The organism is Oerskovia sp. PE-21s (genome assembly GCF_056158145.1).
Map to the genome: position 1 here is coordinate 16,546 of NZ_JBUXJM010000001.1, position 14,131 is coordinate 30,676.

General features: G+C 72.2%; 12 protein-coding genes, 1 tRNA gene and 1 pseudogene. 7 read left to right on the forward strand and 7 right to left on the reverse strand.

Annotation, left to right across the window (positions count from 1 at the left end):
* Positions 1-121: 121 nt before the first annotated feature.
* The 3 genes and pseudogenes from ACZDYF_RS00085 to ACZDYF_RS00095 all read left to right on the forward strand — a co-directional run.
* Positions 122-1,636, forward strand: a pseudogene (locus ACZDYF_RS00085) (MmgE/PrpD family protein); the annotation flags it as partial.
* Between the two features lie 131 nt (positions 1,637-1,767).
* Entirely contained in the window at positions 1,768-2,673 is a 906-nt protein-coding gene (gene prpB, locus ACZDYF_RS00090; protein ID WP_191789624.1) for a methylisocitrate lyase, read from the forward strand.
* A 50-nt stretch (positions 2,674-2,723) separates the two neighbouring features.
* Entirely contained in the window at positions 2,724-3,926 is a 1,203-nt protein-coding gene (locus tag ACZDYF_RS00095; protein WP_475051436.1) for a bifunctional 2-methylcitrate synthase/citrate synthase, read from the forward strand.
* Between the two features lie 48 nt (positions 3,927-3,974).
* On the opposite strand, the gene ACZDYF_RS00100 is transcribed toward ACZDYF_RS00095, so the two are convergent.
* The 4 genes from ACZDYF_RS00100 to ACZDYF_RS00115 form a co-directional block, all read right to left on the reverse strand.
* A complete protein-coding gene (locus ACZDYF_RS00100; protein ID WP_475051438.1) occupies positions 3,975-5,213 on the reverse strand; it encodes an NAD(P)/FAD-dependent oxidoreductase in 1,239 nt (412 codons plus the stop codon).
* Positions 5,214-5,423: 210 nt separating this feature from the next.
* Positions 5,424-5,500: transfer RNA gene (locus tag ACZDYF_RS00105), tRNA-Pro, on the reverse strand.
* Positions 5,501-5,623: 123 nt separating this feature from the next.
* Positions 5,624-6,568: a metallophosphoesterase gene (locus ACZDYF_RS00110; protein WP_475051440.1), complete on the reverse strand. Its 945-nt coding sequence runs from the start codon at positions 6,566-6,568 to the stop codon at positions 5,624-5,626.
* An 11-nt stretch (positions 6,569-6,579) separates the two neighbouring features.
* The gene (locus ACZDYF_RS00115) at positions 6,580-8,937 is read right to left on the reverse strand and encodes a transglycosylase domain-containing protein (RefSeq protein ID WP_475051442.1); all 2,358 of its coding nucleotides are present in this window, start codon (positions 8,935-8,937) and stop codon (positions 6,580-6,582) included.
* A 143-nt stretch (positions 8,938-9,080) separates the two neighbouring features.
* Here ACZDYF_RS00115 and ACZDYF_RS00120 point away from each other — a divergent pair, with 143 nt between their 5' ends.
* Positions 9,081-9,245 carry a hypothetical protein gene (locus ACZDYF_RS00120; RefSeq protein ID WP_021481786.1) on the forward strand — a complete coding sequence of 55 codons (165 nt, stop codon included), beginning with the start codon at positions 9,081-9,083 and terminating at the stop codon, positions 9,243-9,245.
* A complete protein-coding gene (locus ACZDYF_RS00125; RefSeq protein WP_364073972.1) occupies positions 9,245-9,733 on the forward strand; it encodes a RidA family protein in 489 nt (162 codons plus the stop codon). Before ACZDYF_RS00120 ends, ACZDYF_RS00125 begins: the two co-directional genes overlap by 1 nt.
* A 91-nt stretch (positions 9,734-9,824) precedes the next feature.
* Here ACZDYF_RS00125 and ACZDYF_RS00130 read toward each other — a convergent pair whose 3' ends face one another.
* Positions 9,825-10,502, reverse strand: coding sequence for a Crp/Fnr family transcriptional regulator (locus ACZDYF_RS00130; RefSeq protein ID WP_030143997.1), 678 nt, complete (start codon positions 10,500-10,502; stop codon positions 9,825-9,827).
* A gap of 195 nt (positions 10,503-10,697) precedes the next feature.
* Between ACZDYF_RS00130 and nth the strand changes: the two genes are divergently transcribed.
* Positions 10,698-11,429: an endonuclease III gene (gene nth, locus ACZDYF_RS00135; protein ID WP_475051447.1), complete on the forward strand. Its 732-nt coding sequence runs from the start codon at positions 10,698-10,700 to the stop codon at positions 11,427-11,429.
* Positions 11,430-11,459: 30 nt separating this feature from the next.
* Here the strand turns inward: nth and ACZDYF_RS00140 are convergent, their stop codons facing one another.
* Together ACZDYF_RS00140 and ACZDYF_RS00145 are read right to left on the reverse strand one after the other, a co-directional pair.
* The gene (locus ACZDYF_RS00140; protein WP_318243652.1) at positions 11,460-12,392 is read right to left on the reverse strand and encodes an alpha/beta fold hydrolase; all 933 of its coding nucleotides are present in this window, start codon (positions 12,390-12,392) and stop codon (positions 11,460-11,462) included.
* Complete coding sequence (locus ACZDYF_RS00145; protein WP_307824228.1) at positions 12,389-13,177, reverse strand: winged helix-turn-helix transcriptional regulator; 789 nt, start codon at positions 13,175-13,177, stop codon at positions 12,389-12,391. Before ACZDYF_RS00145 ends, ACZDYF_RS00140 begins: the two co-directional genes overlap by 4 nt.
* Positions 13,178-13,395: 218 nt before the next feature.
* Here ACZDYF_RS00145 and ACZDYF_RS00150 point away from each other — a divergent pair, with 218 nt between their 5' ends.
* Positions 13,396-14,130 (forward strand): hypothetical protein, encoded by a 735-nt coding sequence (locus ACZDYF_RS00150; protein WP_204809894.1) that lies wholly within the window; start codon positions 13,396-13,398, stop codon positions 14,128-14,130.
* Position 14,131 lies beyond the last annotated feature (1 nt).

Consider the following 14,131-nt stretch of genomic DNA (forward strand, 5'->3'; position numbering starts at 1 on the left):
CGACGCGCACCCCACCTGGCCCCCGCCGACCGCAACCCTCCCCTCGGCCCACGCGACGCCGTCGGGCAGGGAGCACGCCCGACGCACCCCGACGTACCGCACCCGACCACCGGAGGCACCGATGCCCACGACCCACCACCTGCGGACCCACCGTTCCGCGGAGAACCTCGCCCGCACCGACCAGCTCGCGTGGAAGCTCGCCGAGCTCGCGACCGACCCGGTCGAGGTGCCGGACGAGGTCGTCGACATGATCGTCAACCGCGTGATCGACAACGCGGCCGTCGCGGCCGCGAGCCTCACGCGAGCCCCGGCCGTCGCTGCCCGGGGGCAGGCCCTCGCGCACCCGTACGAGCCGGGCGCGACGGTCTTCGGGACGCCGCTGGCGACCCGCACGAGCCCCGAGTGGGCCGCCTGGGCAAACGGCGTCGCGGTCCGCGAGCTCGACTACCACGACACGTTCCTCGCGGCCGAGTACTCGCACCCGGGGGACAACATCCCGCCGATCCTCGCGGTCGCCCAGCACGCGGGCTGCGACGGGGCGGCGCTCGTGCGCGGCATTGCGACGGGCTACGAGATCCAGGTGGACCTGGTCCGGGCCATCAGCCTGCACGCGCACAAGATCGACCACGTCGCGCACCTCGGCCCGTCGGCAGCGGCCGGGATCGGGACCCTGCTCGGGCTCGACACCACGACGATCTTCCAGGCGATCGGTCAGGCCCTGCACACCACGACCGCGACGCGGCAGTCCCGCAAGGGCCAGATCTCGACGTGGAAGGCGTACGCGCCCGCCCTCGCGGGCAAGGTCGCGGTCGAGGCCGTGGACCGCGCGATGCGTGGGCAGACGTCGCCCGAGCCGATCTACGAGGGCGAGGACGGCGTGATCGCGTGGCTGCTCGACGGCCCCGAGGGACGCTACGACGTCGTGCTGCCGTCGCCCGGCGAGCCCAAGACCGCGATCCTCGACACGTACACCAAGGAGCACTCGGCGGAGTACCAGTCGCAGGCGCTCATCGACCTGGCGCGCGCGCTGCACGCCGAGCACCCGTGGCTCGCCGACCCTGACAACATCGCGAGCATCGTGATCCACACGAGCCACCACACGCACTACGTGATCGGCTCGGGCGCGAACGACCCGCAGAAGTACGACCCGACCGCCTCGCGCGAGACCCTCGACCACTCCATCCCGTACATCTTCGCGGTGGCGCTCCAGGACGGCGGGTGGCACCACGTCGACTCCTACACGCCCGGCCGCGCCGGCCGCGCCGACACGGTCGCGCTGTGGGGCAAGGTCACCACGGCCGAGGACCCCGAGTGGACGCGCCGCTACCACTCGGTCGACCCGGCCGAGAAGGCGTTCGGCGGTCGCGTCGAGATCGAGCTGGCCGACGGCGGGCGGATCGTCCGCGAGATCGCCGTCGCCGACGCGCACCCGCTCGGCGCGCGCCCGTTCGCCCGTGCGCAGTACGTCGCCAAGTTCCGGCTCCTCGCCGAGGGCGTGCTCGAGCCCGCCGAGATCGAGCGCTTCCTCGACCTCGCGCAGCGCCTCCCGTCGCTCACGCCCGCCGAGGTGCGCGAGCTCTCGATCGTCGCGCGGCCCGGGCTGCTGGACGCGGTCCCGGTACCCACGGGCATCTTCGAGCTGGGCCGCCCCGACGCCCCGCACGCCGAGGCACCCGGCGAGACCGGTCCCGGCGAGGGAGCCGCAGGCTGGACCATGCACGAGGCGACCGACGACCCCACCGGCCCGACCACCGCAGGAGGCAACTGATGCTGTACTCGCACGCGACGCCGTCGGACAAGCGGGCCACGCTGCGCGCCCGGCTCGCGGCCGGCGAGCTGCTCCAGCTCCCCGGCGCGTTCAACCCGCTCTCCGCACGCCTGATCGAGGACAAGGGCTTCGACGGGGTGTACATCTCGGGGGCCGTCGTCTCGGCGGACCTGGGCCTGCCGGACATCGGCCTCACGACCCTCACCGAGGTCGCGACCCGTGCGGGGCAGATCGCGCGCATGACGAACCTGCCCGCGATCGTCGACGCCGACACGGGCTTCGGCGAACCCATGAACGTCGCGCGCACCATTCAGACCCTCGAGGACGCGGGCGTCGCGGGCTGCCACATCGAGGACCAGGTCAACCCCAAGCGGTGCGGCCACCTCGACGGCAAGGCGACCGTCGACCTCGAGACCGCGACCAAGCGCATCCGTGCCGCGGTCGACGCCCGTCGCGACCCGAACTTCCTCGTCATGGCCCGCACCGACGTCCGGGCGAGCCTCGACGGCCCTGCGGGGCTGGCGACCGCGATCGACCGCGCGAAGGCGCTCGTCGACGCGGGCGCCGACGCGATCTTCCCCGAGGCCATGCGCGACCTCGCGGAGTTCGAGGCCGTGGCCGCGGCCGTCGACGTGCCGGTGCTCGCCAACATGACGGAGTTCGGCAAGTCCGAGCTGTTCACCCGTGACCAGCTCGCGGCGGCAGGCGTGCAGATCGTCATCTACCCCGTGACCCTCCTGCGTAGCGCGATGGGGGCCGCGGAGCGCACGCTGGACATGATCCGGGAGACCGGCACGCAGGACGGGGTGGTCGGCGAGATGCAGACGCGCGCGCGGCTGTACGAGCTGGTGGACTACGCCGGCTACAACCACTTCGACACCGAGATCTTCACCTACCGGCCGTAGGGCGCCCAGCACTGCCGCAGCACGACCCCGCATCACGAAGGAGTGAGCACATGACCACCAGCACCCCCAGCGTCGGGACACCCGCGACCACCCCGGGAGCCGCGGCCGCGGCCCCGGTCCCAGGCCCGGCCGCTTCCGCTCCCGAGATCCGCAAAGGCCTCGCGGGCGTCGTCGTCGACACGACGTCGGTCTCCAAGGTCAACCCGGACACGAACTCGCTGCTCTACCGGGGCTACCCCGTGCAGGAGCTCGCCGCGCGCAAGAGCTTCGAGGAGGTCGCCTACCTCCTGTGGCACGGCGAGCTGCCGACCCCCGAGCAGCTCGCCGAGCAGACCGCGGTCGAACGCGCCCACCGCGCGCTGCCGGGCGCCGTGCGCAACGCGATCCTCGAGCTCCCCACGACCTGCCACCCCATGGACGTGTGCCGCACCGCGGTCTCGGTCATCGGCGCGCACGACCCCACGGCCGAGGACTCGTCCCCCGAGGCCGAGCACGCCAAGGCCCTGCGGCTGTGGGCCATGCTGCCCGCGGTGGTCGCCCTCGACCAGCGCCGACGCCGTGGTCAGCAGATCGTCGACCCCGACGAGGACCTGGGCTACGCCGAGAACTTCCTCCACATGACCTTCGGCGAGGTGCCCGACGAGTGCGTCGTGCGGGCCTTCGAGGTCTCGATGATCCTGTACGCCGAGCACTCGTTCAACGCTTCGACGTTCACGGCCCGCGTCATCACCTCGACGCTGTCCGACCTGCACTCGGCCGTCACGGGCGCGATCGGCGCCCTCAAGGGTGCCCTGCACGGCGGCGCGAACGAGGCCGTCATGGCGACCTTCGCGGAGATCGGCACGGCCGACCGGGCCGCAGCCTGGCTCGACGAGGCGCTGGTCGACAAGCGCAAGATCATGGGCTTCGGCCACCGCGTCTACAAGCACGGCGACTCGCGCGTCCCGACCATGAAGAAGACGCTCGACGACCTCGTCGCGCACCTGGGGACCGACGAGGCGACCGCGCTCGACGACCTGTACGACGCGCTCGAAGCGGCCATGACCGAGCGCAAGGGCATCCTGCCGAACCTCGACTACCCGACCGGTCCCGCCTACCACCTCATGGGCTTCGACACCCCGACGTTCACGCCCCTGTTCGTCGCGGCGCGCGTCGTGGGCTGGACCGCGCACGTCGTCGAGCAACGGTCCGCGAACGCCCTCATCCGCCCTCTCAGCCAGTACGTGGGGCAGGCGCAGCGCGAGGTGCCGTAGGGCCTGAGCGGGGCTGGCCGGGCCGGTCCCAGGGCCTTGCCGGGCCGGTCAGGCGCGGAACGCCTCCAGGGCGTCCCGGTCGACCGGCCCGGTGGACCGGACGATCTCCTCGACCCTCTCCATCTGCTCCCACGTGTCGACCGCCATGCCTGCCTGGACCCGGTCGTCGGCGACCCAGAACGCGACCAGGGCGTGGTCCTCGAGGGACCCGCTCACGACCACCTCGGTCGCGGCCGGGTCCTCGACGAACCCCAGGTACTCCATGCCCACGTCGTACTGGTCGGAGAAGAAGTAGGGCAGCTTGTCGTATGGCTCGCGCGAGCCCAGCATGGCGCGCGCGGCGTGCGGGCCGGTCTCCAGGGCGACGGCCCAGTGCTCGACGCGCAGCGGGCGACCGTAGCGCGGGGAGGGCACGCTCGCGATGTCCCCCGCGGCCCAGACGTCGGGCGCCGAGGTCGCGAGCGTCGCGTCGACCACGAGCCCGCCGCCCAGGCGGGCGTCGCGCAGCTCGATCCCGGCGGCCTCCGCGAAACCGACGTTGGGCGTCACGCCCACACCGACCACGACGACGTCGGCGGCCACGTGCGTCCCGTCCGCGACGTCGAGTCCCGTGACCCGCCCCTCGCTGCCCGTGATCCCCACGACCTGGGCGTTGCGGTGCAGGTGCACGTCGTGGTCCGCGTGGACCTTGCCGTACATCTCCCCGAGCAGGGGTCCGAGCACGCGGCCCAGCGGGTGGACAGCACGCCCGACGACGGTCACGTCCAGGCCGAGGCTGCGCGCCGAGGCCGCGACCTCCATCCCGATCCACCCGTCGCCCACGACGGCGAGCCGACCCGCGCCCTCGCGGGCCGAGGCCTCGAGCGTCGCGGCGAGCAGGTCGGCGTGCTCGATCGTGCGCAGGTAGTGCACGCCCTGGAGGTCCGCGCCGGGCACCGCGAACGAGCGCGGCGTCGATCCGGTCGCGAGGAGCAGGCGCGCGTACGGCAGCGACGTCCCGTCGATCAGCGTGAGGGAGTGCGCGGCGACGTCGATCCCCGCGGCCCGCGTCGCGGTGCGCAGGTCGACGTGGTGGTCGGCGTACCACTCCTCGGACAGGGGGAACAGGACGTCGCGCTCGGCCTCGCCGCGCAGGTAGTCCTTCGAGAGCGGCGGACGTTCGTAGGGGCGGTGCGGCTCGCTCGAGACGACCACGAGGTCGCCGTCGTACCCCTCGGTGCGCAGGGACTCGGCGGCCTTCGCGGCGGCCAGGCCGCCTCCGACGATGACGATCGGCTCCTCGGCCATGACGACGACCTCCGACGCTGGGGGTGCAGGACCCTCATCGTGACACCGGAAGGGGGGACCCTCATAGGGCGGTCGCGGTCGGGAGAGCTACGCCGTCACCCTCGGCGCCGCGGGGGTCGACGTCGGTGGGCGGGGACGTCGCCCTCGGCGAGCGCCGCGGGAGCGGGAACGACGAAGGCCCGGAGTCCAGTGGACTCCGGGCCTTCGTGCTGGTCGGGGTGACAGGATTTGAACCTGCGACCTCGTCGTCCCGAACGACGCGCGCTACCAAGCTGCGCCACACCCCGATTGCTCTCGTCGCTGCCGGTCTGCGGAGGGTCCTCGAGAGGTCCCTCCAAACCTGCGCGCTGGAGCCTGCCTAGAATAGCCGACGTTTGCCCCTGCGACGAAACCGGCCTCTCAGTGCGTGCTCACGGTGCCGTGAGCGTCACGATCGTGGCCTCTGGTCGGCACGCGAACCGGAAGGGTGCGTAGGGCGAGGTGCCCGCCCCGGCCGACACGTTGAGCCAGGTCGAGGCCTCGCCGCCGGGGGCGTCGGGGCGTGCGCCCGGCCAGCCGTGCAGACCCTTGGCCCGTCCGCGGTCCAGGTCGCAGTTGGTCACGAGCGCCCCGTAGAACGGGACGCAGAGCTGCCCGCCGTGGGTGTGGCCGGCGAGGATGACGTCGGCGCCGTCGTCGTGCATCTGGTCGAGCACGCGCGTGTAGGGCGCGTGCACCACGCCCATCCGCAGGCCCGACGGCGTCGACTCGGTCCCGGCGTCCCGCGCCGTGCGTGGTTGCGCGGGCGGGAAGACGTCCCGGTCGAGGTGCGGGTCGTCGACGCCCACCAGGTCGATGTGCACGCCGCCGACGTCGATCGTGTCGCGGCGGTTGGTGAGGTCGATCCACCCGGCGGCGCTGAAAGCGGCGGCCAGCTTGTCCGCGGGGAGCCTCGGCGGGTCGACCGTGTGGGCGGTCCGCGCGTCGGGCAGCAGGTACCGGGCGGGGTTCTTGGGCGAGGGGGCGAAGTAGTCGTTCGACCCCATGACGAACGTCCCGGGCGTGCTGCTCAGGAGCGGCTCGAGGGCGTACAGGAGCGGCTCCAGCGAGTCCACGTGGGCCAGGTTGTCGCCCGTGTCGACCACGAAGTCCGGGCGCAGGGCCGCGAGGGACCTGATCCACTCGATCTTGCGCTCCTGCGTGGGGGTCAGGTGCAGGTCCGAGAAGTGCAGCACGCGCAGGTCGGCCGCCCCTCGGGGCAGCACCGGGACAGTGACCTCACGCAGCGTGAACAGCTTGGTCTCCAGGTGGGCGTAGGCGAGCGCCCCCGCTCCGGCGGCGGCGAGGACGCCGGCGCCGACGAGCACGGGGTGCACGCGGGCCCCGGTCAGTCCTGCTCCCCGCCCGGCGTGCCGGTCTCGCCGCCGCCGTTCCCGTTGCCGCCGCCGGTCTCGCCGCCGCCGCCGTTCCCGTTGCCGCCGTTCCCGTTCCCGTTGCTACCGCCACCGTTGCCGTTGCCGTTGCCGCCACCGTTGCTGTTGCCGCCACCGGTCTCGCCGCCGCGGTCGTTGCCGCCACCCGGGGTCGTCGGGGTGGTGGTCGGAGGAGCCTGGACCTGGCCGAGCATCTTGGGGTCGGGCTCGGGGAAGCTCACCACGGGCATGCCCTCGAGGGCCGTGGTCATGTAGTTCTTCCACATGGGGGCCGCGAGGTCGGAGCCGAACCACCACTGCCTGCTCACACCGTTGATGGTGAACCGGCCGCGGCCGTTGCTGCGCATCTGGACGTCCGACTCGGCGTTCCCGATCCAGACCGCCGTCGCGAGCTGGGGCGTGTAGCCGACGAACCAGTTGTGGGTGTTGAGCTGGGCCGTGCCCGTCTTCCCGGCGCTCTCGCGCCCCTCGAGCTGCGACCTCTTGCCCGATCCATCCGTCATGACGTTCTTGAGGGCGTAGGTCACGGTGTTCGCCACCGCCGGGTCCAGGGCGTTCGGGTTGCAGTTGGCCGACGGCACCTCGAGCTCCTTGCCGTTCGGGTCGACGATGCGCGTGATGGCGATGGGCTCGCAGTAGGTACCGCCGCTCGCGAAGGTCGCGAACGCTGCGGCCATCTGCAGCGGCGAGGAGTTCTGGGTACCGATGATCATGGAGGGGCGGATGTCCACCTCGCCCTTGTCCTTCGTGAGCGACGGCGCGAACCCGACGGACTTCGCGGTGCTGGCCACGGAGCAGAGGTCGAGCTTGCTCGCCATGTCGGCGTACGCGGTGTTGACCGAGTTGGTCGTCGCGGCCAGGGCCGTCATGCTGCCCTTGCCCTGGCCGTCGGAGTTGTTGGGGTTCCACTTCTCGCCGACGTTGAGCTTGGTGCAGGACGAGGTGAAGTCGCGCCCGACGTTCCACTCGCGACGGTTCGCGTTGACCGACTCGTTGAGCGTGTGCCCGGCCCGCAGCCACTCGGCGAGCAGGAAGGGCTTCCAGGTGGATCCCGGGGAGAACCCGCGGGACGAGCCGTGCGCCTGGTCCGCGCTGTAGTTCTGTGCCGTGGTCCCGGGGGCGGCCTCGAGCGAGGCGTCGTAGGGCCGGTTCTGGGCCATCGCGAGGATCTTGCCCGTGCCGGGCTCGACGGTCACGAGGGCGTTCTCGATCCCGCTGGGGTCGGAGGCGGGGATCGCCGACGTGACCTCGGTCTCGGCGGCGGTCTGCATCCGGGGGTCGAGCGTCGTGGTGATGTCGAGGCCGCCGCGGTAGAGCAGGCCCTGGCGGTCCTTGGGCGTCTCGCCGAAGATCGGGTTCGAGGTGATGACCTTGGTGACGTAGTCGCAGAAGAACGCCGCGCCGTTCGCGGCCTGGCAGCCCACGGACACGGGCTGGACGTCGAGAGTCTCGGCCAGCGGGGTCGCGACGGCCTCGTCGTGCTCCTGCTGCGTGATGTACCCCTGCTCGAGCATGCGACCGAGCACGAGGTTGCGGCGCTTCTCCGAGCTGGCCGGGTTGGACACGGGGTCGTACGCGCTCGGGGCGTTGGTCACGCCGGCGATCGTCGCGGCCTGGACGATGCTCAGGTCGGACGCCTTCGTGTTGAAGTAGTGGCGCGCCGCGGTCTCGACGCCGTAGACCCGGATACCGAACTGCGCGATGTTGAGGTATCCCTCGAGGATCTCGTCCTTGGTCATGCGCTGCTCGAGCGAGATCGCGAGCTTGGCCTCGCGAGCCTTGCGCTCGATGGTGCTCTCCTTGACCGCCTCGACGGCGATCGGGTCCTCGGCACGCACGGCCTGCTCGATCAGCACGTTCTTGACGTACTGCTGCGTCAGGCTCGAGCCGCCCTGCTTCGCGCCGCCCGAGGCGTTGTTGAACGCCGCGCGGAGGGTGCCCTCCGGGTCGATCCCGCCGTGCTCGTAGAAGCGCTTGTCCTCGGTCGCGACCACGGCGTTCTTCATGTGGTCCGAGACCTCGCCCAGGGGGACCACGATGCGGTTCTCCTGGTAGAAGGTCGCGAGCAGCGTGGTCCCGTCGTTCGCGTAGACGCGCGACTGCTCGGCCAGAGGTCCCGGCTCGAGCTCGTCCGGCAGCTCCTCGAAGATCTGGACGCTGCTGTCGGTGGCCTGGCTGGCGCCGGCGGCGAGGGGGATCAGGAGACCCGCACCGAGCACGCCGCCGACCCCGGAGACCAGGACGAACGCCAGCAGCAGGGCGATGAGCTGATAGGCGTTGACTTGTCGACGGGGACGCGCAGGGGAAGCCATAGGCGCAAGCCTACGGGAGGGCGCCCCTGCCCCTCCGGGGATTGCGCCCCCCACCGGTGTGCGGGTTCTGTGAGCGTTCGAGGGCCGGTCCGAGGAGTCCGCGTGACCTGTGCGCCGGCTGGATGACGACTACGCTCGGGCGCATGGCAACCACCTGGGAGTACGCGACCATCCCCCTCATCATCCACAACACCAAGGCAGTCCTCGACCAGTGGGGCTCGGACGGCTGGGAGCTCGTCCAGGTCGTCACGGGACCGGACGGGAACGGCCTCGTGGCCTACCTCAAGCGCCCGACCGGCGAGAAGTAGTGGCAGGCGTCGTCGACGCCCGGCTCGCCGAGCTGGGCATCACCCTGCCCGACGTCGCAGCGCCCGTGGCGGCGTACGTCCCCGCGGTGCGCACGGGCCGGTACGTGTACACGTCGGGCCAGCTCCCGTTCGTGGCGGGGGCGCTGCCGGCGACCGGCAAGGTCGGTGACGGCGAGGGGCTCGTCGCCCCGGCCGAGGCGGCGGGCCACGCCCGCACGAGCGCGCTCAACGCGCTCGCGGCGATCAAGGCGCTCGTGGGGGACCTCGACCAGGTCTCCCGGGTCGTCAAGGTCGTCGGGTTCGTGGCGAGCGACCCCTCGTTCACGGGTCAGCCGGCCGTGATCAACGGCGCCAGCACGGTCCTGGGCGAGATCTTCGGCGAGGCGGGCATCCATGCGCGCAGCGCGGTGGGCGTCTCGGTGCTCCCGCTCGACTCCCCGGTCGAGGTGGAGCTCGTCGTCGAGCTCGCCGAGCCGTCGGACGCCTGAGCGAGCGGATCGCTCCCCGAGACGGCGAGAGGCCGGTCGCGCGACCCTCGGGTCGTGCGACCGGCCTCTCGCCGATCTGGTGCGTCCGCGGTCAGCGTGCGCGGCGCTCGAGCCGGTCCACGTCGAGCAGGACGACGGCGCGTCCCTCGCGGCGGACCCACCCGCGGGTGGCGAAGTCGGCGAGGGCCTTGTTGACCGTCTCGCGCGAGGCGCCGACGAGCTGGGCGAGCTCCTCCTGCGTGAGGTCGTGCGCGACGCGCACACCCTCGTCCGTCTCCTCGCCGAAGCGGGTCGACAGGTCGAGGAGCGCCTTGGCGACACGGCCGGGGACGTCGGAGAACACGAGGTCCGCGAGCGTCTCGTTGGTGCGGCGCAGGCGGCGCGCCAACGCGTTGAGCAGGTGCTTCGCGACGCTGGGGTGCTTCTCGATCCACTCGATGAGCTGCTCGTGCCGCAGCTCGTAGAGCAGGGCGTCCGACACCGAGCTGGCGGTGGCCGTGCGGGGCCCCGGGTCGAAGAGCGAGAGCTCGCCGAACATCTCGCCCGGTCCGAGGATGGACAGGAGGTTCTCGCGGCCGTCGTTCGAGCGGCGGCCGAGCTTGATCTTGCCCTGTGCGATCACGTACAGCCGGTCACCGGGCTCACCCTCGCGGAAGAGCACGTCTCCACGGGTGAGCTCGATCTGCTGCATCGAGTCGAACAGCGTCCGGGTCTCTTCGCGGTCCATGGTGGCGAAGAGGGGGGCCGAGAGCACTACGTCGTCGTCCACGCGATGTCCTTCGAGTGTTGAGCGGACTTTCCCGGCATGAGCCCGTCTGCATCGGCGGAGTTCGAGCGAACCGGTACTCGTGATTCCTCCCACAAGTCTGCCTCATGTGCGCAACTCGGGTCGCCACCGCCCCGCGGGGGCCCGCACGGATCGCGGGGGAGAGGCGTGTGGGCGGGGCCGAGTAGGCTGCCGGACGTGACCACTTCGGGCGGTACCTCGAGTCCTGCACCAGCCCCGCACGTCGAGTCACGGCTCGCCCTGGTGCGGCGAGCACGGCGCACCAACCGTGAGCTGGCGCTGACCTATCCGGACGCGCACTGCGAGCTGGACTTCACCACGCCGCTCGAGCTGCTGATCGCGACGGTCCTGTCGGCGCAGACCACGGACAAGCGCGTCAACCTCACCACTCCGGAGCTCTTCGCCCGGTACCCGGACGCGGCGGCCTACGCGGCCGCGGACCGCGAGGACCTCGAGGACATCCTGCGTCCCACCGGGTTCTTCCGGGCCAAGGCGCAGTCGGTGATCGGGATCGGGCAGGCCCTCGTCGAGCGCTACGACGGGCAGGTCCCCCGGAAGCTCGACGACCTGGTGACGCTGCCCGGGGTCGGTCGCAAGACCGCGAACGTCGTCCTGGGCAACGCGTTCGGCGTCCCCGGCCTGACGGTCGACACCCACTTCGGGCGCCTCGTGCGCCGCCTCGGGTGGACCGCCGAGGAGGATCCGGTCAAGGTCGAGACGGAGGTCGGGGAGCTCATCGAGAAGCGCGAGTGGACCATGCTCTCGCACCGGCTGATCTTCCACGGCCGCAGGGTCTGCTTCGCGCGCAAGCCTGCGTGCGGGGCGTGCACCATCGCGCACCTGTGCCCGTCGTTCGGGGTCGGCGAGACGGACCCGGCGGTCGCTGCGGGCATGGTCAAGGCGGACTGACGCGCGGAGCGCGGGAGGCCGGAGGCCCGCTCAGCCCTTCGTGGTGGGCAACCACTCCAGCAGGAGTCGCGTGACGTCGTCGGGCGCCTCCTCCGGGAGGAAGTGCCCCACCCCGTCGAGGACCTCGAACCGCAACGCGCGGGAGACCGCTGCCGCGTCCGCGTCGGTGAGGTCGCGGCGCAGGAATCCGTCGGACCCGCCGTGGACCTGGAGGGTCGGGACGGTGATCGGGCGGCGCAGCGCGCTGCGGAAGCGGCGGCCGTCGGGCCGGGGCGCCGAGCGCACGGACCAGCGGATGGCCTCCATCGCGGAGTGCGCCGCGAACGGGATGCGCATGACCGTGCGGTAGGTGTCCACGACCTCGGGGGCGAACGGCGTCGCCGCCCCGTCGGCGAGGACCCGACCGACCAGGTCGTCCTGCGTCAGGGCTCGCTCGGGGAACGTGGGGAGCTGGGCGAACGCGAGGTGGCGCTGCGCGAGCGGCGTGAGGAGCCTGCGCCCCGAGGTGTGGACGTGCGACGGGTGGGGCGCGGCGAACGCCGCGACGCCCGCGGTCACGGCGGGCTGGAGCGCGGCCATGGCCCAGGCGAGCGCGCCGCCGGTCCCGTGCCCGACGACGACGGCGCGGTCGGCGCCCAGCGACCGGACCACGCCCGCGACGTCGCGCGTGCGGGTCGGGGCGTCGTAGCCGATCGGTGGCTTGTCGGACGCGCCGGTGCCCCGGAGGTCCATCGCGGCGACGCGGTAGCCCGCCTCGGCGAGCGCCTCGAGCTGGTACCGCCAGGCCCACCAGAACTGCGGGAACGAGTGCAGCAGGAGAACGAGCGGTGCGCTCGAACCACCCCCGCGCGACTCGGGGCCCGCCAGGGCGAGGTGGAAGCGGGCGCCGTTGGCGGGCACGAACTCGTGCCGCCAGGGGCCGTCGACGAGGGCTGCGGAGAAGTCGCTCGAGTCGGTCGTCACCCGGACGAACCTACCTGCTCGCTCGAGGCCGTGGGCTCGGTCGCCTCGGTCCCTGGCGCGTCGTGCGCGCTCTGGCCCGTGCCGTCGTCCGTGGGGGCTGCGGCCCGCCGGTCCTTGGGCGGGTCGAACCGGTAGCCGACGTTGCGCACGGTCCCGATGAGCTGCTCGTGCTCGGGGCCCAGCTTGGCACGCAGGCGTCGCACGTGGACGTCGACCGTGCGGGTGCCCCCGTAGTAGTCGTAGCCCCAGACCTCCTGCAGGAGCTGTGCCCGCGTGAAGACGCGGCCCGGGTGCTGCACCAGGTACTTGAGGAGCTCGAACTCCTTGTACGTCAGGTCGAGCGGGCGGCCACGCAGGCGGGCCGTGTACCCGCCCGCGTCGATCGCGAGCTCGCCCGCCGAGATCTCCTGCGGGGCGTCGTCGGCGCGACCGTGCGACGAGCGTTCGATCACGAGGCGCAACCGGGCCTCGACCTCGGCAGGGCTCGCATGCTCCAGGAGCAGGTCGTCCGCCCCCCACTCGGCGGTGACGACGGTCAGCCCGCCCTCGGTCAGGACGAGCACGAGCGGGACCGTCAGACCTGTCGCGTGGAGCAGGCGGCAGGTCGTTCGGGCGGCCGCGAGGTCGCGGCGCGCGTCGAGCAGCACGACGTCCGAGTCGGGCGCGTCGACCAGGGCCGACGGCTCCATGGGCAGCACCCGCAGACGGTGCGACAGCAGTCCCAGCGCAGGCAGGATCTCGACGGACCCACCTGTCGCCGGTGTCAGGATCAACAGCTCTGCCACCGACGCACCTCCTCCCAGTGACCCCCGAGGAGGCCGGAATCATTACCGTAGCGCGTGGAACAGGGGTCGACGGGGTGACCAAGGCCTTTGCGCTGTTACAACCTTGTTTCGTGTTCGCGTGCGGCGTCATCTGGGAGACTCATGTTCGTGCTCAGCCTCTCCGGACCCGGTGCCGTCCCCGTCCTCATGTCGTCCGTGTCGTCGGGGGAGTGTGCCTAGTGGGTCTCTCCTCCCGCGCCGTCGCCACGTCGGTGGTGGCCGTGGTGGTCGCCGCGGCCGCGTTCTTCGGCCTCCTTCCCCTGACGGTCGCCGCCGCCGCGCTCGCCGTCCTGGTCGCGGTCGGGTGGCCGGCGCTGCTGGGCCAGCCGGCCCCGGGTGGTTCCGGACTCGTGATCGGCCTCACCGGGGTCGGTGCGGTCGCGGCCGTGGCCGCGACCGACGGCGAGCCCGCGCTGCGCAACCTGCCGCTCGTGCTCGCGATGGGCATCGTGCTGGCGTTCGTCGCCGAGATGCTGCGCCGGGACGGGCGTCCGAGGCTCGTCGAGTCGCTCCTGGGCACGGTGAGCGGACTGGTCGTCGCGGTGTCGGCGGCGGGCTGGATCGCGACCGAGCGCACGGACGCAGGGGCGGAGCTCGTGGTGACGTGCGCCGCGGCGATCGCCGTGGCTTCCGCGGTCTCCGCGCTCCCGCTCGCAGGGTGGTGGAGCTCGGTCCTGACGGTCGTCGCCGCGGCTGCGGCCGGAGGGGGGCTCGGGTACGTGCTCCCCGAGGTCGCGATCAGCAACGGGCTGTGGACGGGCGTCGTCTCGGGGATGCTGGTCGCGGGGCTGCGCGCGTTGTTCGACCAGCTGCCGGCCCTCGAGCGCAGGCAGGCGGCCGTTGCTGCGATAGTGCTGCCCGTGACGGTCGGGGGGATCCTGGTCTTCGTGGTCGGGCGCGTGGTGGTGGGCTGAG